The sequence below is a fragment of the Curtobacterium herbarum genome, assembly GCF_016907335.1.
Lineage (GTDB): Bacteria > Actinomycetota > Actinomycetes > Actinomycetales > Microbacteriaceae > Curtobacterium > Curtobacterium herbarum.
Genome location: NZ_JAFBBT010000001.1, coordinates 705,687 through 731,454, shown reverse-complemented (window position 1 = coordinate 731,454; position 25,768 = coordinate 705,687). Strand labels below are relative to the sequence as shown.

At 71.1% G+C, this 25,768-nt stretch carries 30 protein-coding genes; 19 read left to right on the top strand and 11 right to left on the bottom strand.

Annotated features, from left to right (window positions below; all coding sequences use genetic code 11):
* Positions 1–18: 18 nt before the first annotated feature.
* The 3 genes from JOD51_RS03610 (at position 19) to JOD51_RS03600 (ending at position 2,074) form a co-directional block, all read left to right on the top strand.
* Positions 19–516 carry a GNAT family N-acetyltransferase gene (locus JOD51_RS03610; RefSeq protein WP_204607076.1) on the top strand — a complete coding sequence of 166 codons (498 nt, stop codon included), beginning with the start codon at positions 19–21 and terminating at the stop codon, positions 514–516.
* 69 nt (positions 517–585) lie between these two features.
* Entirely contained in the window at positions 586–1,443 is an 858-nt protein-coding gene (locus JOD51_RS03605) for an alpha/beta hydrolase (RefSeq protein WP_259559233.1), read from the top strand.
* On the top strand, positions 1,436–2,074 hold the full coding sequence (locus tag JOD51_RS03600) for an AAA family ATPase (RefSeq protein ID WP_204607075.1): 639 nt from the start codon (positions 1,436–1,438) through the stop codon (positions 2,072–2,074). Before JOD51_RS03605 ends, JOD51_RS03600 begins: the two co-directional genes overlap by 8 nt.
* On the opposite strand, the gene JOD51_RS03595 is transcribed toward JOD51_RS03600, so the two are convergent.
* On the bottom strand, positions 2,052–2,273 hold the full coding sequence (locus JOD51_RS03595; RefSeq protein WP_204607074.1) for a hypothetical protein: 222 nt from the start codon (positions 2,271–2,273) through the stop codon (positions 2,052–2,054). The two genes, JOD51_RS03600 and JOD51_RS03595, sit on opposite strands and share 23 nt — an antisense overlap.
* A gap of 114 nt (positions 2,274–2,387) precedes the next feature.
* On the opposite strand from JOD51_RS03595, the gene JOD51_RS03590 reads away from it, so the two are divergent.
* Together JOD51_RS03590 and JOD51_RS03585 are read left to right on the top strand one after the other, a co-directional pair.
* The gene (locus tag JOD51_RS03590) at positions 2,388–2,972 is read left to right on the top strand and encodes a recombinase family protein (RefSeq protein WP_204607073.1); all 585 of its coding nucleotides are present in this window, start codon (positions 2,388–2,390) and stop codon (positions 2,970–2,972) included.
* 263 nt (positions 2,973–3,235) lie between these two features.
* Complete coding sequence (locus JOD51_RS03585) at positions 3,236–3,862, top strand: hypothetical protein (RefSeq protein ID WP_259559227.1); 627 nt, start codon at positions 3,236–3,238, stop codon at positions 3,860–3,862.
* A gap of 110 nt (positions 3,863–3,972) precedes the next feature.
* On the opposite strand, the gene JOD51_RS03580 is transcribed toward JOD51_RS03585, so the two are convergent.
* Positions 3,973–4,449 (bottom strand): GNAT family N-acetyltransferase, encoded by a 477-nt coding sequence (locus JOD51_RS03580; RefSeq protein WP_204607072.1) that lies wholly within the window; start codon positions 4,447–4,449, stop codon positions 3,973–3,975.
* Positions 4,450–4,747: 298 nt separating this feature from the next.
* Between JOD51_RS03580 and JOD51_RS03575 the strand changes: the two genes are divergently transcribed.
* The 7 genes from JOD51_RS03575 (at position 4,748) to JOD51_RS03545 (ending at position 11,954) form a co-directional block, all read left to right on the top strand.
* On the top strand, positions 4,748–5,575 hold the full coding sequence (locus tag JOD51_RS03575; RefSeq protein ID WP_204607071.1) for a hypothetical protein: 828 nt from the start codon (positions 4,748–4,750) through the stop codon (positions 5,573–5,575).
* Between the two features lie 116 nt (positions 5,576–5,691).
* Entirely contained in the window at positions 5,692–6,030 is a 339-nt protein-coding gene (locus tag JOD51_RS03570; protein WP_204607070.1) for a PadR family transcriptional regulator, read from the top strand.
* Positions 6,027–6,866: a hypothetical protein gene (locus tag JOD51_RS03565; RefSeq protein ID WP_204607069.1), complete on the top strand. Its 840-nt coding sequence runs from the start codon at positions 6,027–6,029 to the stop codon at positions 6,864–6,866. Before JOD51_RS03570 ends, JOD51_RS03565 begins: the two co-directional genes overlap by 4 nt.
* A gap of 152 nt (positions 6,867–7,018) precedes the next feature.
* The gene (locus tag JOD51_RS03560) at positions 7,019–7,540 is read left to right on the top strand and encodes a DUF4265 domain-containing protein (RefSeq protein ID WP_204607068.1); all 522 of its coding nucleotides are present in this window, start codon (positions 7,019–7,021) and stop codon (positions 7,538–7,540) included.
* A 217-nt stretch (positions 7,541–7,757) separates the two neighbouring features.
* The gene (locus JOD51_RS03555; RefSeq protein ID WP_204607067.1) at positions 7,758–8,657 is read left to right on the top strand and encodes a helix-turn-helix domain-containing protein; all 900 of its coding nucleotides are present in this window, start codon (positions 7,758–7,760) and stop codon (positions 8,655–8,657) included.
* A 470-nt stretch (positions 8,658–9,127) separates the two neighbouring features.
* Positions 9,128–10,366 (top strand): endo-1,4-beta-xylanase, encoded by a 1,239-nt coding sequence (locus JOD51_RS03550; protein ID WP_204607066.1) that lies wholly within the window; start codon positions 9,128–9,130, stop codon positions 10,364–10,366.
* Between the two features lie 121 nt (positions 10,367–10,487).
* Positions 10,488–11,954, top strand: coding sequence for a hypothetical protein (locus tag JOD51_RS03545; RefSeq protein ID WP_204607065.1), 1,467 nt, complete (start codon positions 10,488–10,490; stop codon positions 11,952–11,954).
* A gap of 9 nt (positions 11,955–11,963) precedes the next feature.
* On the opposite strand, the gene JOD51_RS03540 is transcribed toward JOD51_RS03545, so the two are convergent.
* The 4 genes from JOD51_RS03540 to JOD51_RS03525 are packed head-to-tail and all read right to left on the bottom strand — an operon-like array spanning position 11,964 to position 14,862.
* Positions 11,964–12,635, bottom strand: a complete 672-nt coding sequence (locus JOD51_RS03540; protein WP_204607064.1) for a DUF4166 domain-containing protein — start codon at positions 12,633–12,635, stop codon at positions 11,964–11,966.
* Positions 12,632–13,297 carry an SRPBCC family protein gene (locus JOD51_RS03535; RefSeq protein ID WP_204607063.1) on the bottom strand — a complete coding sequence of 222 codons (666 nt, stop codon included), beginning with the start codon at positions 13,295–13,297 and terminating at the stop codon, positions 12,632–12,634. Before JOD51_RS03535 ends, JOD51_RS03540 begins: the two co-directional genes overlap by 4 nt.
* Before the next feature lie 45 nt (positions 13,298–13,342).
* Positions 13,343–14,077, bottom strand: coding sequence for an esterase/lipase family protein (locus JOD51_RS03530; RefSeq protein ID WP_307839385.1), 735 nt, complete (start codon positions 14,075–14,077; stop codon positions 13,343–13,345).
* Positions 14,074–14,862: an alpha/beta fold hydrolase gene (locus JOD51_RS03525; RefSeq protein WP_204607062.1), complete on the bottom strand. Its 789-nt coding sequence runs from the start codon at positions 14,860–14,862 to the stop codon at positions 14,074–14,076. Before JOD51_RS03525 ends, JOD51_RS03530 begins: the two co-directional genes overlap by 4 nt.
* Positions 14,863–14,997: 135 nt before the next feature.
* Between JOD51_RS03525 and JOD51_RS03520 the strand changes: the two genes are divergently transcribed.
* From JOD51_RS03520 to JOD51_RS03505, 4 genes are all read left to right on the top strand, one after another.
* Positions 14,998–15,471 carry a hypothetical protein gene (locus JOD51_RS03520; RefSeq protein ID WP_204607061.1) on the top strand — a complete coding sequence of 158 codons (474 nt, stop codon included), beginning with the start codon at positions 14,998–15,000 and terminating at the stop codon, positions 15,469–15,471.
* A 166-nt stretch (positions 15,472–15,637) separates the two neighbouring features.
* On the top strand, positions 15,638–16,969 hold the full coding sequence (locus JOD51_RS03515) for an NAD(P)/FAD-dependent oxidoreductase (RefSeq protein WP_259559221.1): 1,332 nt from the start codon (positions 15,638–15,640) through the stop codon (positions 16,967–16,969).
* Between the two features lie 27 nt (positions 16,970–16,996).
* Positions 16,997–17,137 (top strand): hypothetical protein, encoded by a 141-nt coding sequence (locus tag JOD51_RS03510; RefSeq protein WP_204607060.1) that lies wholly within the window; start codon positions 16,997–16,999, stop codon positions 17,135–17,137.
* Between the two features lie 62 nt (positions 17,138–17,199).
* On the top strand, positions 17,200–18,402 hold the full coding sequence (locus JOD51_RS03505) for an acyltransferase family protein (protein WP_204607059.1): 1,203 nt from the start codon (positions 17,200–17,202) through the stop codon (positions 18,400–18,402).
* Positions 18,403–18,411: 9 nt separating this feature from the next.
* Here JOD51_RS03505 and JOD51_RS03500 read toward each other — a convergent pair whose 3' ends face one another.
* Together JOD51_RS03500 and JOD51_RS03495 are read right to left on the bottom strand one after the other, a co-directional pair.
* Positions 18,412–18,828 carry a DUF1801 domain-containing protein gene (locus tag JOD51_RS03500; RefSeq protein WP_204607058.1) on the bottom strand — a complete coding sequence of 139 codons (417 nt, stop codon included), beginning with the start codon at positions 18,826–18,828 and terminating at the stop codon, positions 18,412–18,414.
* 86 nt (positions 18,829–18,914) lie between these two features.
* Positions 18,915–19,268, bottom strand: a complete 354-nt coding sequence (locus tag JOD51_RS03495) for an MFS transporter (protein ID WP_204607057.1) — start codon at positions 19,266–19,268, stop codon at positions 18,915–18,917.
* Positions 19,269–19,444: 176 nt separating this feature from the next.
* Here JOD51_RS03495 and JOD51_RS03490 point away from each other — a divergent pair, with 176 nt between their 5' ends.
* Entirely contained in the window at positions 19,445–20,644 is a 1,200-nt protein-coding gene (locus JOD51_RS03490) for an FAD-dependent oxidoreductase (RefSeq protein WP_204607056.1), read from the top strand.
* 180 nt (positions 20,645–20,824) lie between these two features.
* On the opposite strand, the gene JOD51_RS03485 is transcribed toward JOD51_RS03490, so the two are convergent.
* From JOD51_RS03485 to JOD51_RS03475, 3 genes are read right to left on the bottom strand one after another with little or no spacing between them, the layout of a single operon-like run.
* Positions 20,825–21,991 carry a N(5)-(carboxyethyl)ornithine synthase gene (locus JOD51_RS03485; protein WP_204607055.1) on the bottom strand — a complete coding sequence of 389 codons (1,167 nt, stop codon included), beginning with the start codon at positions 21,989–21,991 and terminating at the stop codon, positions 20,825–20,827.
* Positions 21,992–22,022: 31 nt separating this feature from the next.
* Positions 22,023–22,892 carry a UbiA family prenyltransferase gene (locus JOD51_RS03480; RefSeq protein ID WP_204607054.1) on the bottom strand — a complete coding sequence of 290 codons (870 nt, stop codon included), beginning with the start codon at positions 22,890–22,892 and terminating at the stop codon, positions 22,023–22,025.
* A 33-nt stretch (positions 22,893–22,925) separates the two neighbouring features.
* A complete protein-coding gene (locus JOD51_RS03475) occupies positions 22,926–23,831 on the bottom strand; it encodes a DMT family transporter (protein ID WP_204607053.1) in 906 nt (301 codons plus the stop codon).
* A gap of 70 nt (positions 23,832–23,901) precedes the next feature.
* Here JOD51_RS03475 and JOD51_RS03470 point away from each other — a divergent pair, with 70 nt between their 5' ends.
* Together JOD51_RS03470 and JOD51_RS03465 are read left to right on the top strand one after the other, a co-directional pair.
* Entirely contained in the window at positions 23,902–24,750 is an 849-nt protein-coding gene (locus JOD51_RS03470; RefSeq protein WP_204607052.1) for a LysR family transcriptional regulator, read from the top strand.
* A gap of 101 nt (positions 24,751–24,851) precedes the next feature.
* Entirely contained in the window at positions 24,852–25,664 is an 813-nt protein-coding gene (locus tag JOD51_RS03465) for a fructosamine kinase family protein (RefSeq protein ID WP_204607051.1), read from the top strand.
* The last annotated feature ends 104 nt before the right edge of the window (positions 25,665–25,768 follow it).

Below are 25,768 nucleotides of genomic sequence, written 5' to 3'. Positions count from 1 at the left end.
GATCGGTACGGTCAGGACATGGGAGAGCGTGGTTCAGCTACCGCCGTGATCCGGGCGGCAACCATCGATGACGCGGCGAGCATTGCCCGCCTGCACGCCGCTTCCTGGCGCGAAACCTACGGGCGGTTCGTGGACGACCCCGACACCAACCCCTGGTTCGACGTCGACCGGCGCGTCAGCATGTGGTCATCGAACCTGGAAGACCAGACCTTCACAGCGGTGGTCGCCATCGAAGAGGTGGGCATGATCGGGTTCGCCGCTGTCCAGGCCACCGCGGAAGAACCGGCCGCCGTCCGGCCCGAGGAGCTGAGCATGCTCTATGTGCTCGAGCACGCGCACGGGAGCGGAACAGGTCAAGCGCTACTGGACGCTGTGCTCGGCGAACGGCCGGCGTCACTGTGGGTCGCGGCCGACAACCCGCGCGCTCACTCGTTCTACCGACGAAACGGCTTCATCGCCGACGGTGCCATCTCCAGTTTCGGCCCGATCGGAACAACAGTGCGGCTCGTCCGATGACCAATCCGCTACCGGCACGGAGTGTGACGGCGCCTGTCTGCTCGTGAGGTTGGTCGTTAGAGTCGGGTCGTGTCTCCGACAGTGCCGTTCGCCGCTCTCCCGATCGGGCAGCGGGACGTCTCGTACGAGTACGGACCCGACTCAGCGATCCGACCTGACGTCCCTGCCGGCACGATTGAGGAACTCCACCTCGGCTCGAGCGAACGGTACCCGGGGACTTCCCGGAAGGTCTGGGTCCATCGCCCCGCAGGACATCTCGCTGATGCTGCAAGCGCGGTCATGGTCTTCAATGACGGCTGGTGGTACCTCGATCCAGACGGCGCGGTCCGAGGGGGGACCGTGCTGGACAACCTCGCCGCGGACGGCGTCCTTCCGCAGATGATCGGCGTGTTCGTCGACCCCGGAGTGGTGAACGTCGACGGCGTACCGACGAAGCACCGCAATGCCGAGTACGACGCGTTTGATGACACCTACGCGAGCTTCCTGCTGGAGGAAGTCCTACCAGAGGTCGAGTCTCGCTACGGCGTTTCGGCTGAACCGATGAACCGTGGCATCTGCGGCGGCAGTAGCGGCGGCAATGCCGCCCTGACAGCAGCATGGACTCGCCCTGACGGGTTCGGGAGGGTCATCGCATTCAACCCGAGCTTCGCGCAGATGCCGGGCGGAAACCCCTACCCCGAGCTCCTCGCGGCCGAAGCACCGCGACCCACCCGCGTGTTCCTGCATGCTGCGCACAGAGACCTCCACTGGAACGAGCGAGCGTGGAACTGGTTCGCCGAGAGCCTCGACACCGCGTCCGCGCTCGCGAGAGCTGGCTATGACTTCCGGCTCGTCGTCGGCGACGGGTCGCACTCCCCGAACCACGGCGGGGTATTACTTCCCGATGCGCTGCGGTGGCTCTGGGCGGAGGATCACACCGATGCTTGACGGAGCCGTCGACCTCTCGACGAGCGCAGCGGTGGCTTGGGTCGTGACCGGTATGCCGGGCGCTGGAAAGTCGACGGTGAGCCGTGCCCTTGCTGCAGCGCTCCCTCGTGCCGTGCGGATCGGCGCCGACGACCTCAACGCGATGATCGTCTCCGGCGCGGTCTGGCCACTCGGTCACCCCGCCGACGAAGCAGAACGACAAGTCGAACTCTGCTACCGCAACATCGGCGCGCTCGCGCACAACTTCACGGCGAGCGGTTTCACGACCATCATCGACTGCGTCCTCCCCGGACGGGACAATCTCGATCGCCTCCTCCGGCAGCTCCCACAGCAGCGCGCACGACTGGTCGTCCTCGCTCCCGGCGAAGCAGCCTGCCGCGACCGCAATGCCGCACGGAGCGCCGACGAGCAGTTCGACTTCGACGGCTACTCCGAACTTGACGCAACCATGCGAGCCGGCTTCGGCGATCAAGGACAGTGGATCGACAGCGCCGACCTCACTGGTGAACAAACGGTGCGGACGATCCTCGAACAGGTCGCCATCGACAGCAGCGTCCGCTGGCCGATCGGCTACCGGACTCCGTTTGGTCGCGCCTTCGACTCTCCGATCACTCGGGGGGACCGAAGATAGACAGGAGTGTCCAGACGATGCCGATCATTGCCAGCCCTACAGCGAGCACACGGACGAGTCCCGGGGTCATCGCAGTCTGCGGACCGCGGCTGCCCTGCTGGGCGTCGACGAAGTACTGCGCGATCGGTGCCGGACGCACGAACGCGGTGACCGCTACCGCCACGATTGCCGGCCCGGCAATGAGTCCGGGGATCCACATGGACTCCATCCAACCAGGTCGACGTGATGGCAGTGAGGAGTAGCTGCCCGCTGTCCGGTGGCCGATCGCGGTGCGAGACGAGGCGGACTCGGGAAGTCGGCGGATCCTCGCGCCATGACCGCTCTACTCATCGGGTACGCCCGCGTCTCAACCTACGAACAGGACCTCACCGCCCAGCGCGTCGCGCTGGAACGGCTTGGAGTCCTCCCGCCCAACATCCACACCGATCATGGCCTGACTGGCACGAACAGATCACGACCAGGGCTGCGCGAAGCGCTTGCCTCCTGTCGTGACGGGGACACACTCGTCATCGCCAAGCTCGACCGGCTCGCACGAAGCCTCCGCGACGCGAAGGACATCGTCGACGAACTCACCGCCAAGAACGTCAAGCTCAACATCGGCGGCTCCGTCCACGACCCGAACGACCCCGTCGGCCGTCTGCTGTTCAACGTCCTCGCGATGGTGGCCGAGTTCGAGTCCGACCTCATCCGCGCCCGAACGCGCGAAGGAATGCAGATCGCGAAAGCGAAAGGCCACCTCCGCGGCCGGCAACCCAAACTCAGCCCCGCGCAACAACGCCATCTCCTCGAGGTCCACGAAGCTGGCACGCACTCGGTCGCCGAACTCGCCGAGCTGTTCGGCATCGGACGCGCAACCGTCTACCGCTGCGTCAACCGACAAGCGCACCCCAACCGCTAAATCCTCAGCTCCGCTCTCAGACGTAGGCGTCCGAGAGCGGAGCCCCACCCGGGACCAGAACCATCGAGGGTCCCCGCCTGGCAGCTTCGAACAAGCACGTCCGTTGAACGACTTGCTACCGGACGTACCTACCACCCGTGGCGAAGGTGATTCGCCGACGTGTCTCGACCGTTGCTGCTCGGCCGTTCTTCTGATGGTGATCACGACGGCGGTTGCCCGCTCGGCACTTGAGTGCTTCGCTGAACACGAGCGAAGGAGGTCGCGTGTTCACGACTGACCCGATGCCGGGGAATCCCTGGCCTCACGACATGCGGATCACGATCGAGGACGACGTGCACGCGTTGCTCGATCTGCTCTGGATTCGTGAGGCCTGGAGACTCGACCCGATCGGGGAGGACCTACCACCGCGCTTGGTTGCAACTCCGGCGCAGGAACCCGCGTTCAACGACTCGCAGGTCGAAGCCTGGGCGAGCTCCTGTCCCGAGATCTGGCGCGCATGCGTGGCTCATGCTGGCGAAGAACGAGACCCGCTCCTGTTCGATCGGCTGCAGTCTTCGCCGCTCGCTTCGCAGGAGCGGAAAGAGCTACTCGCTCAGCTTGTCGGGCCGTCCTGGCAGGACTGGTTCGGCGACGCAGCGTTCACCGACGAATACGACGTGTGGAACAGCACCCTGTTCCAGGAACGTACATCGCCGCGCACGACACGAAGCCCGGAGCGGGAGAGCCTCGAGCAGCTCGTGCCCGCGTGGCGCGCAGGGCTCACCAAGATCATCGTCATCCCGTGCCACGGATCATTCACCCGACGCATCGGCGCACACGCTCTCCTCGTCACCGCAGAGACACGAGATACTGCCGAAAAGTACGCGGAGGCGCTCAGCTCCTTTGACTGACCGCCGATCCGCGGCAGCAGCACGTTCGGTTGACGATCGGCTATCGAGACGCCGTCAGGTGCAGTTCATCAGGCCGGGAGGGCTGCGCTCGGTAGCCCTCCCGGCTCCGATCAGAGCGTCCGGGCGTAGTCGACGGTCGGGTACGGGATGAAGCCGAGGGATTCGTAGAGGGCTCGTGCCGGGGCGTGGAACTCGTCGCCGCCCGTTCCGATGTGCACCACGGTGACCCCAAGCTCTCCGAGCCTGGTCAGCGCCGCCAAGCAGAGCGCTCGCGCGACCCCTTGCCGACGAGCGTCAGGGTGAACGGCAACCATCTCCAGTCGTCCGGACGTCGCACCGGTGGTGTTCCAGCCGACGTAGCCGAGCGGTGTGCCATGTTCTTCCGCGAGTGTGATGAAGCGGCCCTCGTCTGGAGCGAGCAGAGACGGGACCTCGTGGCGGTAGTCGTCTTCCCAGTGCCCGTGGTCGTGCGCGGTGACTTCGGCCCGTAGCTGTACGAGGGAGCCGGCGAGGAGGGGCCGGAAGGTCTCGATCGTGAGTGCGGTGAGCGCGGGGAGGTCGAGCGATGTGCAGTCGCGGATGTGCATGGTTGTGCTTCTTTCGTGAGCAGTCTGAAGGCTCCACACCCGGGGCCGGGGTGGAGGAGGGCGACGGCCAGAGCCGTCCCTTCAGTTGCGAGTGCGCCAGCTCGCGAAGCAGTCCATGTGACCACGGTAACCACGGGGTACCAGCCGGGGAAGAGGTGCGTGCTCGCACGCACCGCCCACCGATCGCCTATGGAGACGGTGCTTCGCCGGACTTGGTCGTGTCCGGCCGGGCACCGTCTCACACCAGCTGTGCCGAACGGTCGATGCGTCGGGTCGTCCGTGCCCGTACGGTCGGAGGATGCTCCAGCGAACCGCCGCCGTCACCGCAGCCCTCGTGATCACGCTCGTCTCGGTCACGGGGTGCGCGGCCGGGCAGGGAGACACGGCCTCCTCCGCCACGACAGCGGCGGCGGTCCCGCAGCTGGACCCGCAGGTCGCGTCCACCCTCCACGACGCACTCCGCACCGTGCAGGCCAGCCCCGGCGTCGCGAGCGCGGCGAACCGGATCGAGCTGCACCAGCGCTACACCGCCGCCGACGGAACGGACGTCACGCCCCCTGGCCTCGACGCATGGAACAACCGCGACGCCGGCCCGGCTGCACCGCCGCCGATCGGCGGTGTCTCCCAGGACGATCCCATGCTCCCGCCGGTGCCCACGCCCTCCGCTCGTCCCACACCCCCGGCCGGTGCGACCGAGACGCACTCGTTCTCGAGCGCTTTCGTGGTCACGATGGACCCGGACGCAACCCCGTCGGAAGCGGCGGCGGTCCCGGTCGCGATGGCGGAGCGGATCGCCTGGACCGGTGTCACCCTCACGCTGCAGGTGCCGGCCGGGCCGGGACACGTCCTCTCCTCCGTCACCTACTCGGGCACGTTCGACCAGCAGATCCCTGACGAAACCGCCCTCGGTGTCGCGTCCGGACTGGCCACGCTCGCCTCCACTCCGGGCGTGACCGGACTCGAGGCGAGCATTCCGCAGACGATGCGCATCGACTACGGCTCGCTGACGATCGGGGTCTCCCCGGCGGACGACGCCACGCTCGCTCGGGTACACGGGGTGATCGACGGAACTGCGTTCGCGGGGACGACGCTGCACGGGTCGTTCGGGAACGGGGCGAAGCCCTAGTCGGAGGTGCGATTGCACGCTCGACCCGCCCGGTAGACCATGGTCGACCGGACGCCCACCACAGAAGCTTGCTACAGGCCCTTGACCTTCTTGTACTATATAGGTAGATTCAGGGGATGGACCCGATCAGACGCGTGACCGCTCCCACGCTCGAGGTGCTCGATGCACTGCTCGCGAGCGACGGACCGACCTGGGGGCTGCTCGTCATCAAGGCGACCGGCCGACCGGCCGGCACCGTGTACCCGATCCTGGAGCGCCTGGAGCAACAGGGCTGGACGCGTTCCTCGTGGGATGACGACGCTGACCGCTCCGGTCCACGGCGACGACTCCACGAGTTCACGGCCGACGGCGCGGTGGCTGCGCGCGAACTGGTGCGGGCCCGCGGGGATGCGGCCCGTGCTGCGGCACGCACTGCGGGGACCGCCCGTCCGACGCACCGGCCGGTGGCCCAGTGAGCGCGCTCGACCGGCTGCTCGTCTCCGCTGCCGTCGCCGCCTCGCCGCTGGAGCAGCGTGCCCCCCGACACGAGCAGTGGCTCGCCGACGTCCGTGACGCACACGAGCTCGACCTCTCGCCGACCGCTGTCGCGTTCGGCGCACTCACCACGGCGCTCTTCCACCGACGCGCCGGCCACCGATCCACCTGGGGGAACACCATGACCACGATGCCCGGCTCCGTCCGCAGCACACCGCACACGATCCCGACGATCCCGGTCCTCCTGGTCCTCGCCGCGGTGTCCTTCCTGGCCGGGGGCCTGGGACTCGGGCTCGTGCAGCGCTACAACGGGCTCGCGGGCGGCGTCCCGGTGGTCCTGCTGATCTCGATCGTCCTCACCGTGGTGCCCGGGCTCGCCGTGAGCGCGAGTGTCCTCCTCGTCACCGGGGCGCCGATCCGCCGCCGGGCGATGGGTGCGCTGTTCGTCCTGGCCGTGACGGCTCTGTGGTGGTCGATCCAGACCGGGTTCTTCAACCCGCCGGTGCACCCCGCACTCTCTCTGGGCATCATCACGGGTGCATGGCTCGCTGTCTGGCTCGTCGTCCTCCGTCGGCCGGGTTGGACCTGGTCGCTGCTGCTCCTGCCGGTCCTGGCCTCGGTCCTCGTGTTCCCGCTGTCGACCGGCGTGTACGGAACCCAGCTCGCCTTCTCAGTCAAGGCGGCGGTCTCCTCCGCGATTACGCTCGTGCCCTTCCTCGCCGCGCTCCTCGCCGCGACGATCGCTGGCCGGCTGTCAACAGATGCGCCCGACGGGTTCGTCCAGCACGAGGAAGCCCTGATGAGCAACAACGCTTGAGTGGAACCTGATCCAGCACCAAGCACACTGCGTCTCCCGATGAAGCTGGCGTCCTTCGCCCGGTAGCCGATCGTCAACCGGGCTCGAGGTCGGGCGGTGTCGTCGACCGAAACCGAGTGCGGTCGGGTGCATGGCGAGGCTAGATTGCCGCCATGAGCGAGTACCGGCAGCACCCCAGTCGGACGGCCGAATGGGCGGGATCTTCGCTTGTGCCGACGCAATCGGCGTCCGACGCGGACACTGAAGTCTGGTTCGCGCTTCCCTCCGACTCTGGTGACGTGTTCTGGGAAGCGTTGAACGCAAAGACGATCGGGCCGGACCTGGTGCAGGTTCGTGCAGTACCCGCATGGGTGTACGGCGTGAACTACGACGACACAGTAGCCACCGTCAGATCCGCGGAAGGATCGCTCGTGGCAACGAGCGTCAGCGAGCACGGCAACCAGGCCACCTTCCGACTCTGGCTCGGCGAAGATCCGGACCTCGCCGCGGCGTGGCGGTCGATCGCAGGACGCTACGCCCAGCGCGGGTGTCTCGTCGACGCGATCTCGGAGAACCTCATCGCCCTGTCCTGCCCCGTCGAGAACGCGCCCCTGATCCGCGACCTGCTCATCCACGAGGAGCAGGCAACAGCACTGATGTGGGAAGACGGCACCCCTGCCAGCTCCGTCCGTTAGCCGATTACTCACCGGTCACATCTTCGGCCCGTAAAGCAATAAGTCGCCGACCCTCACCACTGATCTAGCAGCCCTCAACAACAGGTGTTGCAGGCGAGCGATGTACACGCCAGCTGACCGGCGTCAGCGTCCTACGTGAGATCGGCTTGCACCTGCCGCAGCGTCATGTGGTCTGCTCGAAGCACGTTAAGTTTCGTCCCCAGCCCGGAGGCCCGTCATGCACCCATTCCCGACGCCTCCCCGTGAGGTCCTGATCGGCGACGCCGCGGCCTTCGTCGGCACCACTCCGCGCGCAATCCGCCACTACCACCAGGTCGGCCTGCTTTCGGAGCGCAAGCGAGGCAGCGACGGTCGACGCCGGTACGGCTATGCAGAGATCATCCGACTGCTCTGGATCCGACGCATGGCCGACGCCGGCATCGCCCTCGACGACGTCCGCGATGCGTTCACCGGTGGCGCACCCGCCGACCCTGACAGCGACGACGAGGTCGCCGGTGTCCTCGCGCGGCTCGAGGACACCCTCGTCGCGCAGATGGCCGAGCTGCAGAAGAAGCTCAGCTCCGTGCAGCGCATGCGTACCCTCGGCAGCCGGCTGGGGCTGCTCGACGACTTCGTTTCCAGCCGCCTCGAGGCCGCACCCGTGGGCTCGCTGCGCCAGGACGACCTCGACACCCTCCTGGTCACCGAGCGCATCTTCGGTCCCCTCGGCGCCATCGCTCAGGCCAGCCGCTTCCTCACCCTCGCCCTTCACCCCGAACTGCGCACCGAGTCCGACCGCGTCGACGCCGCTGAAGCGGCACTCGACGATACGGTCGCCGTCGATGACCCTCGCGTGGCGCAGGTGGCGGCCGAGCGGCACGCCTTCGAGACCACTCTGATGAGCGTTATCGAGGAGTCCGGTCAGCTGGAGGAGGACGACGTTCTCTTCGATGCCTGGGACGAACTGCACCTGCCCAAAGACACCGACACGGCGCCCGTTTCCGACACGGCGAAGGACACACGGGTCACCAGCGCGGCGGAGGCGATCCAGGCCATGCCCTATGACTTCTCACCGGCTCGTCTGCGCTCGATGGAGCTGGCGGTGCGGCTCGGCGTATCGGCAGAACAGGCACCCTGAACGGAGCTCGCAGCTGTCCGCATGAGGGTCGCCCACCGGTACACGGCTGACGCCGACAACCATGACAACTTGCCCGCATCCTCCCTGACCTGGGGATTCCCGTATGACTGTCCCGCGAATACGCCCGGTGAAGGGGCGTCGAATGCAACACCGTCCACGCATCCGGAGAAGGGTGGGGCACTCCCCCTCGGGGACGCCAGTGCGGGCCTCAGATCGCCGCGTGCATCCCGCTCGAGCACGCCCCTGAACCCGGTGCCCACCCCGACAACAGGCAAGCGCGCACGGCACGTTGCTCCTGACCTGCCGGCAGACGTCCACTGGCTGGGGCAGCACCGAGGAACGCGCTCCGGAGACGAGCTGTGTGCGTGGGAGACAGGTCCTCCACGCGCCGACAGCCCCAGGAGGACACGCTCGCTTCCATCACCCCGACCTGATAAGTTCCCGTTCACAACAAATGCGGGAGGCCGTCGATGGAGACGCAGCACGACACAGCACACCGGACCGGCGAGCTCATCGTCACCGTGGCCGACGCCGACGGCACACCCCGGGCAGGCACCGAGGTCGTCGTGGAACAGCGGCGTCACGAGTTCGGGTTCGGCAACATCGGGTTCGACTTCATCGGCCTCGCGAACGGTGAGCACGACCCCGACGACGTCGGCACCCCCGAGCTCGCCGACCTCTGGCTCGACGTCTTCAACACCGCCACGCTGCCGTTCTACTGGGGCCGCTTCGAACCCGAGCGCGGCCGCCCCGACACCGAGCGGTTGCAGCGGACGGCCGCCTGGTTCCGTGACCGCGGCGTCGCGACGAAGGGGCACCCGCTGGTCTGGCACACCGTGCAGCCGGACTGGTTGCTCGGGCTGGACACCGACGAGGTCGAGCGGCTGCAGCGCGAACGGATCCGCCGCGAGGTGCGGGACTTCACCGGCCTCGTGGACACATGGGACGCGATCAACGAGGTCGTGATCATGCCGCACTTCGCGAACGGCGACAACGGCATCACACCCCTCGCCCGGGCACGCGGCCGCCTCGCGATGATCCGGATGGCCGTCGACGAGGCACGCGCGACGAACCCGTCGGTCACGCTGCTGCTCAACGACTTCGACCTGTCGGACGCGTACGAGTGCCTGATCGAGGGCGTCCTGGAGGCCGGGATCGGCATCGACGCCATCGGCCTGCAGACCCACATGCACCAGGGCTACTGGGGCGAGGACACGATGCTCGCGATGGTGGACCGCTTCGCCCGGTACGGCCTGCCGCTGCACCTGACCGAGACCTCGCTCGTGTCCGGCGACCTGATGCCCGCGCACATCGTCGACCTCAACGACCACCAGGTGGACTCATGGCCCTCGACGCCGGAGGGTGAGGCGCGCCAGGCCGACGAGCTCGAACGCCACTACCGCAGCCTGGTCGGGCACCCCGCGGTCCAGGCGATCACCTACTGGGGAGTCACCGACCGGGGCGCCTGGTTGAACGCCCCGATCGGCCTGGTCCGCGCGGACGGCACGCCGAAGCCGTCGTACGACGCCCTCCGTCGTCTCGTGAAGGACGAGTGGTGGACGGGGCCGACGACCCTCCGCACGGACGACTCCGGGCGCGCACGGCTGCGCGGGTTCCGGGGCGAGTACGCGGTGCGCGCCGGCAGCGCGGAGTCCACGGTCACGATCGGTCGGGACGCGCCGGCGGAGGTCCGGCTGACGACGGACTGACGGTCCGCGGTGCGGACGCGACCGCCGTCGGACGGGAGGCGCGGGACCGGACGGCACGCGCCTCCCGTCCGGCCCGTGGCCGGGACGGCAGGAACGAGGCTCAGCCACTACCGTCGTCGACGTGACCGATGCACAGGATCTGCCCGACGTGCCTGACCCCCTCGACCCGCTCGACGTCGTCGCCGTCGGACCGGTGACGATCGTCCCGGACACGAGCCGCCCGGTGGCCGCGGTGGTCGAGGGCGACGAGTTCCAGCGGTGGCTGACCTGGCCGACGGCACCCCTGCCGTCGGGCGCCGTCGACGGGGCGGACGTCTGGCCGAGCCCGTCGGGCGTGTGGATCGTCTACGCGGCAGAGGACATGGAGCAGTCGTCCCGGACGGCCGTGTTCCTGTCGCCCGAGCAACCGCCGCGGTCCGTGGAACTCGGCGACCGGCGACCGATCGGGGTCGACGCCGAGGGGCTGTGGGTCGGCGATCCCCGTGATGCGTCGTTCTGGACCGAGGAGTCGAGCGGCACGGCCGAGGACCACGACGACCTGTCCCGCATCGACCCCGAGACACTCGAGTGGGCCCCGGTGGCCCCGTTCTGGCCCGACCGTGACACGTGGACCGAGCCGGAAGACGACGAAGACGAAGAAGAGAACGAGGACGAGGACCGCCCCGACCCCCTCGACGGTGACGGTGACGGTGACGACGACGACGACGAGACGTTCGTCGGCACTGCCAGCCAGTGGACCGTCAGCATCGGTCGCCAGCCGGGCAGCGACGACGACCAGGACGACGACGACGCCGACGACGGCCCGGTCAGCGCTCCCCTCCCGACCCCGCCGACCGAGATCGTCCGGATCACCCCGGCCGACGAGCGGACCACCGTGCTGGTCGACCACCTGGTCGACGCCGTCTCGATCGAGGACGGCCGGATGACCCTGCGCTTCCACCCCGCCGGCCCTCGGCAGGTCGAGGTGCCGTTCGGCGAACGCGGGCCCTGGCGCAGCTGGGACACCGTGTACGAACCCCGCGAGGTGGTCGTCGACGTCACCGCGGGCCTGCCGTCGGCCGTCGTCACCGAGGACCACGCCTCCGTCCCGGCCACGGACGAGGACGGCGGAGGGGACCTCGAGGAGCTCGAGGCGGTGTGGGCTGCAGAGGACGCCGCGCTCCAGGCCCGACGCGCCCCGTGGGTCGGGCGACTCGACCTGACGGGCGCGAGCGGAGCCTCCTGGCAGACGCCGGAACCGGACCCGGAGACGGTCGAGCGCAGTGTCGCGGCGGTCCGCGAGCAGTTCGTCGGCCTGAGCGAACCGAGCGTGATGTGGTCAGCCGACACCGACACCGTCACCCGGGTGCGGAGCGACTACCGCGCAGTGCAGGTGGACGTCGACGGCGCTTGGCCGGACACCGAGGTTGTCGTCTCGTTCGAACACACGGCGGTGCCGTTCCTGCGACTGCGCAGGCGGTACCGGGTCTTCGACGACGCCGGGTACCCGATCGACCGGCAGTACGTCACGGTCCACCTGGAGGAGGACGTCGCGACCGGCCACATCCCGTCCCGAGGCGCGGCGGTCGACGGCGTCCTCGACATCTGACGCGGCGGGCTACGTCCGCGCTTCGGTCCGCCGCGGCTTCAACCGCTCGGGGGCGTCCGTCGCCGGCACCCACTCGCAGGTGAACGAGCCGCGGTAGCCGAAGAGGAACCCGAACAGTCGGTTGTGCACCTCGAGGTCGACGTGGAACGACCGGTCGTCGTCCGACCACCACTCGCGCAGGATCGCCCGCCCGCTGAACAGCATCGGGAATCGGAACGACAGCGGCCCCTCGTGGAACCGCTGCGCGTCCGAGGTCAGGACGAGCCCGCCGCGCTCGTCGACGGCCAGGTCGAGGTCGACCGCCAGGTGCTGGTGCGAGCCGAGGTAGTCGAGCACCCGGCCGTCGACGAGCACCATCGTCGCGTCGAACCGTGCCGTGCGCCCGGAGCAAACGGTGTAGGTCCGGACGAAGGTCACGGTCTCGCGGCCGAGCACGTCGCGGTAGGGGTAGTTCTCGATGGTGAACGGGACGTCGTCGCCGACGTCGGGGACCAGGATGTTCCGGAGCCGACCGATCTGCAGGAACGGCACGGTCCACCAGGGCCCGCGTCGGATCGACTGCATGGTGCCGTGCCCGACGCACGCCTCAGCAGCGTCGAGTCCGACGCCGAACCTCCGCTGCATCATCGGGTGCAGCCGGTCGAAGTCGGCGCCGAGCGCCTGCCGGAACACCGAGCTCATGCGATCCCTCCGGGCCTGGCGGTCGCACCGGGCCTGACCCTCGCACCGGGCGGAGCCAGGGTCGCGAGGGTCGCCGGGGCGTCCCGCAGGTGGTCGGCTCGACGCGTCCCGCCGGCGGGTGCGCGGAGCGTCCGGGAGGCCCGTGGCCGGTCCCGCCGCCACACGGCCAGTGCGCTGGTGAGCGGCCACGCCTCCGGCTCGGCTCCGCCCTCGAGCCAGATGCGGAGGCGGTCGAAGCTCCAGGCGGTCGCCCACCCGAGGAGCGGCCGGACGACGAGGTCGAGCGGCCCCCACCTGGAGTCGTAGTCGTAGCCGGTGACGAACCGGGTCCGGCCGTCGTCGGTCGGCACGTACCGCCAGTAGCCGCGACCGGTCCGGATCGGGGACAGCCGGTCCCGGGTGGCGAAGCGGAGCGCCGAGGTACGCGTGCCGTCGTCGCGTCGTCGTTCGCCGAGCGAGATGCCGGTGCCGTGCACGTCGTGGACGGCGGACCGGCGGACGTAGGTGAAGCGTGCGGACCCGTCCGGTTCGGCGGGCTCCGGGACGATCTCGGAGAACCGGACGTCCCACCGCACGTGCTGTCGGGGGTCCTGCGTGGCAGCCCACACCGCGTCGACGTCGGCGTCGATCACGGTCTCCACGTAGATGCTCCGGCTGGCCACGGGGCTGAGCGTAGCGCCCGGGTGTCACCGGCGGCAGCGATGCCGTCAGTCCCCGTCCGCCGCCCGCAGCACGGCCGCCGCGGTCCGGCGGTCGCCGAGGATCCGGAAGTGCCCGCCGAGGTCCAACCGCACGTTCTCGGCGCCCGTCAGTTCGCTGCCGCCCGGGATGAGCGTGTCGAACACCCCGTAGACCGAGGTGATCCGGGCGTTCGCGTCGAGCTCGCGTGCCAGGCCCGCCAGCACCGGGTCGGCGGCACGGAACACCCGCAGGTGTCGGACGGGTGCCAGGACGGCGTACTTCGAGCCGGCGAACGGCGTCGACACCGCGACCATCCGGTCGATGCGCCCGTGCGGGTCGAGCCGGGTCATCGCGTACTTGCCGATGAGCCCGCCCTTGCTGTGCGCGACGACGAGGACCCCGCGCAGGTCGTGTTCGTCGAGGTACGCCATGACCTCCTCCGCCGACACGGGGACGGGCTTGACGTTGTGCCGGAGCACAGTGAGCACGTGCACCGGGTGACCGCGGTCGTGCAGCACGTCCATCAGCGGGCGCATGAAGTGCCAGGTCTCGTAGACGCCGGGGATCACGACGACGGCCTGTCGGTCGCCGGTCCGGTAGTCGTCGGCGGTGGTCGGGCCGAGGCTGCGGGCCTGCCAGACGGCGGCGTAGACCCAGTCCAGCAGCGCCCACCGTGCACGTCGCACGAGTCCGACCCGGACGGGAGGCACGCCCGGCGTCGTCCGCGTCCCCCCGCCTCCGCCGGTGGTCGCGTCGGTCACCGCGGCACCTCGTCCCGACTGGCCTCGAGGGTCTGCACCCGCCGGAACTCCTCGACGAGCCGGGCGACGGCGACGGACTGCCGCTCCTGGACGTGGTGGCCGCCGGGCAGTTCGACGAGGGCTCCGCGTGCGGCCGCTCCGACGACCCGCTGCCCCCAGTCGTGCTTCGCGATCGGGTCCTGTTCGCCGCGGACGACGAGCACCGGGACGGTGAGAGCGCGGACCCGGTCGAGCATGCGGTAGTCGCGCATCGGCCGGAGTTCGCGCAGGTATTGAGCGGCGCTCCGGAAGTAGTCGGTGAGGACGACGGCGTTCATCCGGACACCCTCGAACGCGCAGTCGACGGCGAGTGCCGCGGCCAACCGGACCAGCGAACGGCGGTGGTCGTCGACGACGGGTCCGATGAGCACGACCGAGGACACGACGTCGGTGTGCCGGAGGCCCGCTTCGACGGCGACCTGGCTGCCCATCGACTGCCCCACCACGACCAGGTCCCCGGCGCCGCGCTCGGTGACCGCGCGGACGACGAGGTCGGCGTACTCGTGCGCCTCGAAGCGACGGCCGGAGTACGGCAGTCCCCCGAAGCCGGGCAGGTCGACGGCGACGGTGCGGTGGCTGCGGGACAGCGCGGCCTGCAGTCGGCGGAAGGAGCGGTGCGACATGCCGATGCCGTGCACCAGGACGACGGTGGGGGCGAACGCGTCGTGCAGGCGGCCGGCGGGCGCCACCGTCCGGAGTCGGACGCGGTGCCCGTCGACCCGGACCGTCTCCACCAGCGCGCGCATCACCCGAGACTATGCCGGTGGCCGGTGACCACCTGGGAGTGCTCCGCAGCACGGTGGTCGACAGCGCAGGTGATGCGCAGCGCAGGGACAGCCGGGTCTTCGACTCCTGCAAGGTCCGCGGGGTGCACTGCTGACATGAGCGACACGACCCCTCCGCGACGACGACCCGACGAACGCACCGACGGACCCCACGACGCGTGGGCCGCAGCCCCTGCTGCCGCGCCGACCGCCACCCTCTCGCCGCCCCCGCCGTCCTGGTACGGCACGCCGACCGCGGCGCCCGCAGCGGCATCGGCCTCCGCAGCAGCGCCGGGCCCGGTACAAACACCGGGCCCGGTACCCGCGGGTCGGAACACCCCGCACCCGCCGTGGTTCTGGCCGGTCGTCGCGGCGGCGATCGGCCTCGGCGCGCTGCTCGTCGGCGGTGGTGTCGGCTTCGCGGTCGGGCACGCGGTCGCGAGCCACGGCGTCTCCTCGTTCACGGTGCCGGGCGGTGGCAGCGGCCCCGGCACCGGCACCGGGCAGGACGGCCCGCGCGGCCAGTCCGGCACCGGCAGCAGTCAGGAGCTCCCGGGCGGCGCCACGATCACCCCGCAGCAGGGCAGCTGACCACCGGGGGCTCCGGAACACCGAGCCACCGGGCCGCGGGGCCACCGGGCCGCGGGGCCACCGAGGCACGGCGTCTCCGCGACCCGCTCGACGGACCGGACCCGCGCCTCCCGGCCGTCCGCCGAGGGGTGGACCGCGGAGACGCCGGACCGGCGTACCCTTCTGGGTGGCCCAGACCGCACGACAACCGGAGCTCACCATGCCGCAGGACACCCGCCCGCACGTCGTCATCGTCGGCGGTGGATTCGCCGGGATCGCCGCCATGCGTGAGCTGAAGGACGCTCCGGTCCGTGTCACGCTCGTCGACCGCCACGTCTACAACATGTTCCAGCCGCTCATGTACCAGGTGGCGACCGGCGGGCTGAACGCCGGCGACGTGACGTACTTCCTGCGCAGCCTGCGGGCCCGGCAGTCGAACGCGGACTTCCGCCACGGGCTGCTCACCGGCATCCGGCACGACGAGCGCATCGCCGAGATGTCCGACGGCGAGCACCTGCACTACGACTACCTGATCCTGGCCAACGGCGTGAACACGAGCTACTTCGGCACGCCCGGCGCCTACGAGTACGCGTACTCGATGTACTCCCGGTCGCAGGCGCTCCGCATCCGCGACGAGCTCTTCACCCGCCTGGAGCAGGCTGCGGCGAAGCAGGGCCCGGACGAGATCCGCGTCGTCATCGTCGGTGGCGGTGCGACCGGCGTCGAGATGGCCGGCGCGCTCGCCGAACTCCGCGACCAGGCACTGGTCGGTGCGTACCCGGAGATCGAACGCGGCAACATCTCGATCACGCTCGTGCACCGCAGCGGTGAGCTCCTCAAGCCGTTCGCCCCGCGCCTGCGTCGGTACGCGGCGAAGATCCTGCGGAAGCGTGGCGTCGTCCTGCGCCTGAACGCCGGTGTCGAAGAGGTCATGCCCGACGGCGTCCGGCTCGCCGGTGGTGAGGTCATCCCGGCCTCCCAGGTGATCTGGGCGACCGGCGTCTCGGCGCACAAGGAGGTCGGCAACTGGGGCCTGCCGCAGACCCACGGCGGCCGCATCCAGGTGAACGACGACCTGAGCGTCAAGGGCGTCGACCGGGTCTTCTCCGCCGGGGACATCGCCGCGCAGGACGCCGCGTTGGCACAGCTCGCGCAGCCGGCCCTGCAGGGTGGCAAGCACGTCGCCCAGCAGATCAAGCGTCGTCTGGCCGGCAAGCCGACCGAGCGGTTCAAGTACTTCGACAAGGGCACGATGGCGACGATCGGCACGAACGCCGCCGTCGCGCAGCTCCGTGGCGGCATCACGATGGTCGGGCCGGTCGCGTGGGCGGCGTGGGTGTTCGTCCACATCACCAGCCTGCTCGGCAACGGCAACCGGATGTCGACGCTGACCCACTTCTTCGTCCGCTACGTGTGGTTCATGCGGAAGCGCTCGATCCCGATCGTCGGCGACGTCCGCCCGGTCCGCCCGAACGGCGACCGCGAGCCGGAGCCCTGGCAGCTGCAGAAGGCGGAGTAGCCGTCACCGGGTGACAGCCGTCACCGCGTGACCGTGTTCCACCTGGCGTTCGCGCAGTGGATCACCCCGGGCGAGACCCGGACGCTGCCCGATCTGGCGACCGAGCGACTCGAGGCCCTGACGGCGACGATGGGGCGGCCGAGCACGACGGGACGGCGGGCGGTCTGACGCTCCGGCCGTGACCGGACAGCTCGGAGCCGGTTCATGGACTGCCGGAGCACACTGGCGGGATGACCCGGACCGCAGCCCCGGCGCCATCCCCGACGACCGTCCACCGGGCGGGGACCGCAGCCGTCCCCGTACAGTCGACCGCGCCCGCACCCCTCGCCTCCCGCGCCCTGGCCCTCGACGGCCTGCGCACCGTCGCGATCGTCATGGTGATCCTGTACCACCTGCACGTGCCGCAGTTCGAGGGCGGGTGGATCGGTGTGACCGTGTTCTTCGTGCTCTCCGGCTACCTCATCACCACGCTGCTGCTCCGCGAACGCCGGAAGACCGGCACCGTGCGACTCGGCACGTTCTGGTGGAAGCGCCTGCTCCGGCTCTACCCGGCTCTGGTCGCCCTGGTCGTCGCCGGACTGCTGCTCTGGAACTGGGTCGGCGACTACAAGGGCGCCTCGTTCTCGGCGGGCGAGGCCGCGTTCATCGCCCTCACCTACACGGGCAACCTCTACCGGTCGTTCTGGGACACCACGCAGGGCGTGTTCGCGCACACGTGGAGCCTGTCGATGGAGGAGCAGTTCTACCTGGTCTGGCCGCCGGTGCTCGTGGTCCTGCTCGCGCTCGGACGCCGTCGTCGCGCACTCGTCATCGGCCTGTCCGCGGTGATCGTCGCCGCCTCCGCCGCGACCTGGCTGAGCTACCGCACCCCCTCCGGCGGGTCCACGCCGGACGTGTACTTCTCCCCCGTGCTCGGTGTCGTGCCGCTCGCCACCGGTTGCCTGCTCGCCCTGCTGCTCGACGACGACCGGTTCCGGGCGTTCGCCGCGGGGCTCGCCGGACACGTCGGCACCTGGGTCGGTGCGGCGGTGGTGCTCGGGGTGCAGTTCTGGATCGGCGACGACTGGACCGAGCACGCCTGGACCTTCGGCCTGCTCATGCCGGTGACCGGGCTCTTCGCCGCGGTGCTGATCGGCGGGCTCGTCTCGGTGCGGACGCCGGTGTCCCAGGCGCTGTCCTGGAGCCCGATCGCCTGGTTCGGCCGCCGGGTGTCGTACTCCGCGTACCTCTGGCACCCGCTCGTCATCGCGCTGCTCGGCACGTTCGCGATCGGCTGGTTCGGGGACGTCTGGCTCTTCGCCGCAGCTGTCGTGGTGTCGATCGGGGCGGCCTACGCGGTCGAGGTCCCGGTCGAGAAGCTCCGCGCCCGCGCCCGGGAGGCCCGCCTGCTGGTCGCCGAGGACCGCGCCGCCCGCAGCGCCGCCACGAGCTGACGCGACCGGTCAGCGCCGGCGGCTGGCCGCGCGCCGGGCGTGGTTGTGGTCGATCGCCCGACGCACGAGCGCCTGCAGCGCCGGTGCGTCGAAGGTGCCACCCGCCGAGTACTTGATCGCCCGGCGCTGGTTGCCGCCGAGCTCGTCGTTGAACAGGCCGTCCGGGTCCGCCAGTGATGCGCCGTACATGAAGCCGAGCTTCACCGCCTGCTGGAAGACGTTCCCGACGACCAGGATCCCCTCGAGCTCCCACACCGGGGCGCCCCGCCACTTCCAGGTCTCCTCGATCGCCGGGTCCACCGCCAGGATCGCCGTGCGGGCGTCGGCGAGCAGCGCCCCGCGCCAGTCCGGGTGCGCCGCGATCATCGCGTCGATGTGCTGCGCGGGTGTCGTCTCCGCCACCGGTGTCTCGTCCTCCTGGGCCATGCGCACACGGTAGTGCTGCGTCGCACCCATCGGCAGAGGTCGGTGCGTTCCGGTGGAGAACGCCCGCGGGACCGGAGCCTGCGGGATCAGGTGGGACGCGCCTCCTGGACGGTCACCCGCCGGACGCTCGGCGTGACGGCGGCCGCCACGGTGGCGACGACGATGAGCACGGCGCAGCCGAGCAGCGTCGGGGTGGTGCCGACCGTGTGGGCGAGCGGGCCGACCAGGGCCTCACCGAACGGCACGGCGACGACCGACCCGACGGCGTCGTACGAGTAGACGCGGGCCAGGACATCCCGCGGCACCTTCGTCTGCAGGGACTGGTCCCAGGCGATCGAGAAGACCTCGATGGCGGCTCCGGCGACCGCGAACGACACGATCAACGCCGGGACGGAGGGACGGAGCGCCAGGGTGAGCACCGGTACCGCGGCCACGACCATGAGCGCCACCCCAGGCGGATGGGGTGCGCGGTGGCGCGGAGCTCGTCGACGGTGGACACGAGGGCATCGTGACAGTCGGGCACCGACACCGTCAAAGGGACCTTTGGGGGTCGTGCCGCCGGTCGTGATCCGCACCCCGACCGCTCGCACGCCCGGCCCTGCGTAGGCTCGGCCGCGTGACCACGGACACCACGGACGTCCTCGTCGTCGGCGGCGGACCGGTCGGCCTGTTCCTCGGCGCGCTCCTGGCCGCCCGCGGCACGGCCGTGCAGGTCTGGGAGCGCCGGACCACCGACCCGGTCGGCTCCCGCGCCATCGGCATCCACCCGCCCTCGATCGACGCCTTCGCCGAGATCGGTCTGGCCCGCCCGGTGCTCGACGAGGCCGTCCTCGTCCGCACCGGCGTCGCACGCAGCCGCGGCCGGGTGCTCGGCGCGCTGTCGTTCGACCGGGCCTCGGACACCCACCCGTACGTCGCGACGCTCGACCAGCACCGCACCGAGACGCTGCTGCGGGAGCGTCTCGCCGCCGCCGCTCCGGACGCCCTCCGGACCGGCACCGCACTCGTCGACCTCACCCGGCACGCCGACCACGTCGACGCGACGGGCACCGACCGGGACGGGCGGACCGTGTCGGTCCGGGCCGCGTTCGTGGTCGGTGCCGACGGCGCCCGCAGCGTCGTCCGCGACCTGCTCGGCATCGGCACGACCGGCCGGGACTACCCCGACCGGTACGTGATGGGCGACTTCGCCGACCCCGAGGACGCCGACGCCCGTGCGACCGCACTCGTCGACGTCGGGTCGGCCGGGGTCGTCGAGTCCTTCCCGCTCCCCCACGGCCGCCGCCGCTACGTGGCGCTCCTGCCCGCCGACGACCCGCTCGTGGACGGATCCGCCCCGACCACCGCAGCGGACGCACCGGAGGCGGGACGAGCCTCCCGGCTGGCCGCGATCGTCCGCGACCGCACCGGCGTCGCACCGGACGCGACCACCTGCTCGATGCTCAGCGCGTTCCGCGTCCGCCGGCGGACCGCCGAACGCATCGGCGTCGGCCGCGTCGTCCTGGTCGGCGACGCGGCCCACGAGATCAGCCCGATCGGCGGGCAGGGCATGAACCTCGGGTGGCTGGACGCCGCGGACCTCGCGCCCCTGCTGAGCGACGCGGTCCGGACCGGCGCGGCCGGACCGTGGCCGTCCTACGCGCGGCGCCGGCAGGCCGCCGCCCGCCGAGCGGGTCGGCAGGCCGAGGCGAACATGGCACTCGGCAGTGCCGTCCCGGACGTGGTCGGCATCGGCCGGGAGGCGCTGCTCCGGTCCGTCCTGGCCCTCCGGACCTCGGGTGCGCTCGCCCGGCTCTACGCGATGGCGTGGGCGTAGTCGCCTGACGCGCGGACGGGCGGCCCGTCGAGACGGGCCCGTCTGTGCGGGACGCCGCCGAGCACCCAGGACGCCGCGGGATTCGGCGGCGTCTCGGGCCGACCGACGTGTCTCAGCCAGACGCCGTTTCGCAGCCGGACGCGGAGTCGACCGGGATCCGGAGCCGAACCGGTCGACTCGTCAGGCAGTCACGCCGTGGGGGTACTCCGCCGCCCGGCCCTGGAACGCCAGGATCGCGTCGTTGCGGACCTGCCCGTCCTCGATCTCGATCGCACGGTGGATCGTGTCGGACTCCGCCCAGGCCGACGGCCCGGACATCACGGTGCGGAGGAACGGCACGAGCGCCTCGCTGATCTCCCACGTCGACGAGTTCCAGAGCAGCGACGGGCTGTGGTCGACTGCGTAGTAGTTCGTCGAGTCACCCACCGTGACCATCGGTTCGGCGAAGGACGTCGAGCGTGCCCAGCTGAACCCCATGCCCTCGTCGATCGACACGTCCACGATCAGGCTGCCGGGACGGAAGGCGTCGAGGTCCTCGGTCCGCAGGTAGGTGAGCGGGGCGTTCGGGTCCTGCAGCGTGCAGTTCACGACGATGTCGTTCTCGGCCAGGTACGGCGCCAGCGGCACCGGGCCGTCGGGCGTGCGGACCGTGCTCGCGAAGGGGGCGTGGTCGTCGTGCTCGAACTGCAGGATGTCGACCGACGGGATCGGTGACCCGACCGCGGCGATGTCCCGGTTGGTCAGGACGCGGACGTCGTGGACACCGTGCGCATTCAGTGCCGTGACGGCCCCGCGCGCAGTGGCCCCGAACCCGATCACGACGGCGGTCAGACGACGGCCGTAGTCGCCCGTGGACCCGCAGAGCTGCAGGCCGTGCAGCACGGAGCAGTACCCGGCGAGCTCGTTGTTCTTGTGGAAGACGTGCAGGCTGAAGCCGCCGTCCTCGCGCCAGTGGTTCATGGCCTCCCAGGCGATCAGGGTGAGCCGCTTGTCGATCGCGAGCTGCGTCAGTTCCTGGTCCTGCACGCAGTGCGGCCAGCCCCAGAGCACCTGGCCGTCGCGCAGGTCGGCGAGGTCCTCGGCCAGGGGCTTCGGCAGGAGCACCACGTCGGACGTGGCGATGATCTCGGCACGCGTGGCCATGCCGGCGACGAGCGGCTCGAGGTCGTCGTCGGGGACACCGAACCGGTCCCCGTAGCCGCGCTCCAGGACGATCTGCGCACGGAGGTCCGGGTCGATGCGCTCGAGGTGCGCGGGGTGGATCGGCAGGCGACGTTCGTCGGCCTTCCGGGAGACGGCCAACACCCCGAGCCGCAACAGGCGGGGGGTGGGCGTGGTTTCGGTCATGGTGCACTGTAACGGCGCACCCGAGCAGAACTCAGGCCACGAGGGCTGCCCCGGCGAACCCGAGCTCGACGACGAGCACGAGGGACGACGCGATCACGAGCCGGAACAGCGTGCGCGTCGGCGGTCCGGTGAGCACGAGCCGCACCCCGACCGCCGCGAGCACGACCACCACGACGGCACCGAGCACGGCGAGCACCGCCCCGACACCACGGACCGGGTCGTCCCCACCGAGCTGGCCGACGAGCACCAGGACCGCGGCGACGACGAGCGACCCGAACGCCACGATCCCGGACGCGTGCAGCCCCAGGCGGTGCGGGAAGCCGCGGACCCCGGTGGCCGCGTCGTCGACCAGGTCGGGCAGGACGTTCGTGCAGTGGATCGCGACGCCGAACACCGCTCCGGTGGCGATCGCCCACGTCGCCGGCCACCCGCCGTCGGGGCCGGCAGCGACCGCGACGACCGGCAGCAGCCCGAACGCCACGATGAACGGCACGACCGAGACCACGGTCCGCTTCAGTCCGGCGTCGTAGGCCCACCCGGCCGCCACGAGGACGACGTGGGCGACGGCGGCGACCGGTCCGAGGAACAGCGAGAGGACGACGGCGACCCCGGCGGTCACGACCGCGGCGGTCCGGACCGTGCCGACGGCGATCAGGCCACGGGCGACGGGCTTGTCGCTCCGTCCCACCGCACGGTCGCGGTCGGCGTCGATCCAGTCGTTGGCCAGTCCGATCGACAGCTGCCCCGCGACCACGGCGAGCGCCACCAGGAGCACGACCCAGAACGGGTGCCCGACAGCCGTGGCGATGACCGCGGCCAGGACGGTGACGGTGACGGTCGGGCCGGGGTGCGAGGACGCGAACAGCAGGCGGACCGTCGAGGCGGTCGGGGCGTCGGTCACCCGGTCAGCGTACGGGCCGAGCGGTGCACCCGGTCACACCGTCGACGCCGCGACCCGCCGTCGCGCGCCGAGCAGCCCGGAGGCCAACGCGATCCCGGCGAGCACGACCAGCCCGCCGACGGGTTCGTTCCACCGCAGCGGCTCACCGAGCACGAGGACGCCGAGCGCGACCCCGACGACCGGCGTCAGGTAGGTCACGGTGGAGGCCCGCCCCGCGCCCCACGCGCCGACCAGTCGGGTGTTCCACGCGTAGGCCAGCCCCGTGCCCACGGCACCGAGCGCGACCATCGCGCCCACGATCCTCCAGTCCAGCTGCACCGGACCGGTGGCGACGACGGGCGCGACGACCAGCATCAGCCCGGCCGCGAGGGTGAGCTGCACCGTCGCGACGGTGGTCGGGTCGTACCCGCCGCCGACGCCGAAGCGGCGGAGCCAGGCGAGGCCGATGCCGTACGAGGCGGTCATGCCGAGCAGCGCGACCTGGCCTGGCACGCTCGCCAGGACCTCCGGGTCGCCGAGGACGTCCCACGGGCCGACCAGGACGAGCACACCGACGATGCCGAGGACGATCCCGGCCACCTGCCGACGGCTGAGCCGCTCGGTGGGGACCAGGACGGCCAACGCCAGCAGCGTCATGATCGGCGTGGTCGCGTTGTAGATGCTCGCGAGGCCCGACGGCACGGTCTGCTCCGCCCACGCCATCAGCGACGAGGGGACGGCGTTGAGGAACACCGCGACGACGAGCAGGTGCCCCCACACCCGCTTCTCGCGTGGCCAGCGACGGCGGGTGACGAGGAGCACCACGACGAGCGTCAGCGCACCGAGCACGGTGCGGACGGTGGCGACCTGCTGCGGCGCGAGGCCGTCGAGCCCGATCTTCGCGAAGAAGAAGCTCGACCCCCAGGTCAGGGCGACGAGCACGTAGAGGAGGGCGTTCACGTGGCCTAGTCTCGACACCGCACGCACATGCGGCAAACGCATGGACCTCATGCCGACATGAAGGACACGCATGACCGTCTCGCTCCCCCAGCTCCGCGCCTTCGTCGCGACCGTCGACGCCGGCTCCTTCACCACGGCGGCCGTCGCGCTCGGGGTCGGCCAGTCCGCCGTGTCGCACGCCGTCGCGGGGCTCGAGCGCGAGGTCGGCGGCCCGGTCGTCCGCCGCGGCGGCGCCGCCGTCCCGACCCCGCTGGGCGAGCGCCTGCTGGCCCACGCCCGGAGCGTCCTCGCCTCGGTCGACGCCCTGGAGGCCGTGGTCCGGCCCGCCACGGCGCGCGGCACCGTGCGCCTCGCCGCCGTCCCGACCGTGTGCCAGGGGCTGCTGCCGCGCCTCCGGGAACTGTGGGCGGTGACCCTGCCGGACGTCGACGTGCAGGTCTACGAGGGCGACGACGACGAGATGCCGGAGTGGCTCGAGGCCGGGACGGTCGACGCCGCCGTGCTCGTCGACCCGGTCGCGATGCCGGACGGCGGGGTCGTCGTGGCGACGGACGAGATGGCCGCCGTGGTCCGACGCGACCACCCGCTGGCGGGAGCCGAGGCGCTGACGCTCGACGACCTGCACGACGACGGCCTGGTCGCGGGCGGCGGGGGCTGCGAACACCAGATCGAGCGGATGCACGCGCTCGCCGGGCAGCCCTTCCGGTACGCCCACCGGGTGCGGGAGATGAGCACCATGTTCGGGATGATCGAGCGCGGCGAGGGGGTGTCGATCGTGCCGACCCTCGGCCGGGTGATGCTGCCCGCCGGGCTCGTGATGCTGCCGGTCGCGCCGCGGTACGAGCGGACCCTGGTGCTGTCGGGGCCGTCCTCGCGGCCGTGGCACCCCTTGGCGCGGGCGCTGGTCGACGCGGTGTGAGGTCCGCGCGGTGTGCTGAGCGTGCAGGCAGGCGGGCGTGCGCGGCGTGCGCGGTCTCCGCGCGCTCGGCGCGCTCGGCGCGCTCCGGGCAGGATGGGGTGATGTCGGAGACCTACGTCAAGACCCTCACCAGCCCGGACGAGGCCGCCGCCGAGGCGGCCGGACTCGAGTGGCTCGCCGAGGCCGAGGACGCCGGCGGCACCCGCATCGCCCGGGTGGTGGCTCGTCCGCGTCCGACGGTGCTCGAGCTCGAGTTCATCTCGGACACCGCACCCTCGGCGGCCCAGGCGGAGCGCTTCGGACGGTCGCTCGCCCACACCCACGCCGCCGGGGCGTCGCACTGGGGAGCGCCGTCGCCCGGGTTCCCCGCGAACGGACCGCTGCGGATGGGCCGCTCGCGGACGCCGTTCGTCCCCGCGAGCGAGGCGCCCGAGACGTGGGGCGAGTTCTTCGCCGAGTACCGGATCCGCGACTTCGTGCACCGCATCGTCGACGCGGGCGGGTACGACGGCTCCGAGGCCGCCGTGTTCGAGCGCGTCTGCGACCGACTGGAGGACGGCACGCTCGGCTCCCCGCAGCCTGCACTGGTCGGGGACGGCCCCGCCCGGCTGCACGGTGACCTGTGGGCGGGGAACGTGCTGTGGCCCAGGGACCGGTCCGAGCCGACCGGAGCGGTGCTCATCGACGCGAACCCGCACGGTGGGCACGCCGAGACGGACCTGGCGCTGCTCGCACTGTTCTGGCTGCCCCGGCTCGAGACCGTCCTGGCCGCGTACGACGCCGAGTCGCGTCTGGCGCCCGGGTGGCAGGAGCGCGTCGAGCTGCACCAGCTGGCGCCGCTGCTGCTGCACGTGCTGCTGTTCGGCGGCTCGTACACGGACGCGGCCCTGCGCGCAGCCCGCCGCTACGCCTGATCCGTCCCGCAACACGCAACGTCGGCGACGTCTCGCAGCGGTATCCCGTTGCGGAGCGTCGCCGACGTTGCGTTTCGCGGAGGGGTCAGGGGGAGCGCCTAGCC

Bases quoted from the DNA above. Each gene is read 5' to 3' on its own strand.
- JOD51_RS03525 (WP_204607062.1), bottom strand. From the start codon at position 14,862: ATGCGCGCGCTGGTGGAGACGGTCCGGGTCGACGGGCACCGCGTCCGA.
- JOD51_RS03575 (WP_204607071.1), top strand. From the start codon at position 4,748: ATGCTCCAGCGAACCGCCGCCGTCACCGCAGCCCTCGTGATCACGCTC.
- JOD51_RS03540 (WP_204607064.1), bottom strand. From the start codon at position 12,635: ATGAGCTCGGTGTTCCGGCAGGCGCTCGGCGCCGACTTCGACCGGCTG.
- JOD51_RS03590 (WP_204607073.1), top strand. From the start codon at position 2,388: ATGACCGCTCTACTCATCGGGTACGCCCGCGTCTCAACCTACGAACAG.
- JOD51_RS03595 (WP_204607074.1), bottom strand. From the start codon at position 2,273: ATGTGGATCCCCGGACTCATTGCCGGGCCGGCAATCGTGGCGGTAGCG.
- JOD51_RS03570 (WP_204607070.1), top strand. From the start codon at position 5,692: ATGGACCCGATCAGACGCGTGACCGCTCCCACGCTCGAGGTGCTCGAT.
- JOD51_RS03485 (WP_204607055.1), bottom strand. From the start codon at position 21,991: ATGACCGAAACCACGCCCACCCCCCGCCTGTTGCGGCTCGGGGTGTTG.
- JOD51_RS03520 (WP_204607061.1), top strand. From the start codon at position 14,998: ATGAGCGACACGACCCCTCCGCGACGACGACCCGACGAACGCACCGAC.
- JOD51_RS03555 (WP_204607067.1), top strand. From the start codon at position 7,758: ATGCACCCATTCCCGACGCCTCCCCGTGAGGTCCTGATCGGCGACGCC.
- JOD51_RS03560 (WP_204607068.1), top strand. From the start codon at position 7,019: ATGAGCGAGTACCGGCAGCACCCCAGTCGGACGGCCGAATGGGCGGGA.
- JOD51_RS03600 (WP_204607075.1), top strand. From the start codon at position 1,436: ATGCTTGACGGAGCCGTCGACCTCTCGACGAGCGCAGCGGTGGCTTGG.
- JOD51_RS03505 (WP_204607059.1), top strand. From the start codon at position 17,200: ATGACCCGGACCGCAGCCCCGGCGCCATCCCCGACGACCGTCCACCGG.
- JOD51_RS03470 (WP_204607052.1), top strand. From the start codon at position 23,902: ATGACCGTCTCGCTCCCCCAGCTCCGCGCCTTCGTCGCGACCGTCGAC.
- JOD51_RS03610 (WP_204607076.1), top strand. From the start codon at position 19: ATGGGAGAGCGTGGTTCAGCTACCGCCGTGATCCGGGCGGCAACCATC.
- JOD51_RS03550 (WP_204607066.1), top strand. From the start codon at position 9,128: ATGGAGACGCAGCACGACACAGCACACCGGACCGGCGAGCTCATCGTC.
- JOD51_RS03500 (WP_204607058.1), bottom strand. From the start codon at position 18,828: ATGGCCCAGGAGGACGAGACACCGGTGGCGGAGACGACACCCGCGCAG.
- JOD51_RS03580 (WP_204607072.1), bottom strand. From the start codon at position 4,449: ATGCACATCCGCGACTGCACATCGCTCGACCTCCCCGCGCTCACCGCA.
- JOD51_RS03465 (WP_204607051.1), top strand. From the start codon at position 24,852: ATGTCGGAGACCTACGTCAAGACCCTCACCAGCCCGGACGAGGCCGCC.
- JOD51_RS03495 (WP_204607057.1), bottom strand. From the start codon at position 19,268: ATGGTCGTGGCCGCGGTACCGGTGCTCACCCTGGCGCTCCGTCCCTCC.